The sequence below is a fragment of the Methanosarcina spelaei genome (genome assembly GCF_002287235.1).
In the GTDB taxonomy this organism is placed as follows: Archaea; Halobacteriota; Methanosarcinia; order Methanosarcinales; family Methanosarcinaceae; genus Methanosarcina; species Methanosarcina spelaei.
This window is the reverse complement of the sequence record NZ_LMVP01000295.1, coordinates 1-1,166: the sequence shown is the minus strand read 5'-3', so window position 1 is coordinate 1,166 and position 1,166 is coordinate 1. Positions and strand designations below refer to the sequence as shown.

Below are 1,166 nucleotides of genomic sequence, written 5' to 3'. Positions count from 1 at the left end.
AATAGGTGCTCCTTTATTAATTAGTTGATATTTTTGTCGACTTATAATTTAATAATTCTGTGAGTGACCATTTTTTCTTAGTAATTCCAGACTCTTGTGCAGGCGTCTTTTTCTCAAAGACTCCATCTTCCTTTTCTTTTGTTAATCCCATATGATTCCTACAAAAATTAAAATGAGTAATATAAAGCTTCATTTGGTTGAACAAGTATTTGGTTTTCTTGGAAAAGCCTATTGTTTTCCTTGAGATTCTATTGTTGTCTTGTCTGAAAGTTAGGTTTTGTCTTTCCAGTAAACTCGTTGATATTCTTTTTTGATCAATATTTTCACCGAAAACAACTTTCTTTTCAACTTTATGGAGCTTCTTCCATTTTCTATTTTTGATAACTTGAGCATATTTCAGGTTTTTACTGGATACTAATCTTGGTTTCTTTGGTCTTCCTCTCTTTCCTGTTCTAGGAAACTCCATCCATTCTCCGTATTTTTTCAAAAGAGCTTCAGAATAGAACTTTAATCCATCTGTAACGAAAATGGGTTTTGAATCTGAAAGACGTTTATCTGTACCCTCTATCAGTTCGTCTGCTACATACTGTTTTCTTGGTCCAATTTTAAAATCAATTATTAGCCTTGATTCAGGTGCAAAGCTTACCCACATCCATGCTCCATCATCTTCAACTTTGCTTCTTGGAGCAACTTTTTTTTATTATTACCCACAGCTCGTCCATCTCAACTCTAGAAACATTGATATCTTTCATCAAATCTTCATTTACGTTATCACATTGTTTTGCTGCACGAGATAACCAGTTACTGACTGTAACTGGTTGAATTTCCAGCACATCTGCAATACCTTCATTTGACATTCCTCTAATAGCCATTTTCAAAGCTAACTTAATGATGAATTCATCCTTACGAAGATTGTCAAAGAAAGTGTCTGTTCGATCGTTGAATACTCTGCCGCATTCGCGGCAGATGTATTTATGAACACTCCTGTTCTTGATTTGATATGTGCCGTTACCTACGATATTATTCTTTCCAGAAATACCATGAAATTTACAATCTTTGTTTGGACAGAAACGCCAGTGAATTTTGGTTTTGGTCCTCTTTTACCCATTAAATATTATTATATTATATCTAATATATAAATATCAACTATATAATAGTGGAGCACC

At 33.5% G+C, this 1,166-nt stretch carries 1 pseudogene; it reads right to left on the bottom strand.

Going from position 1 to position 1,166, the window contains the following annotated elements:
* Positions 1 to 16: 16 nt before the first annotated feature.
* Positions 17 to 1,108, bottom strand: a pseudogene (locus tag ASJ81_RS13155) (IS1 family transposase).
* Positions 1,109 to 1,166 lie beyond the last annotated feature (58 nt).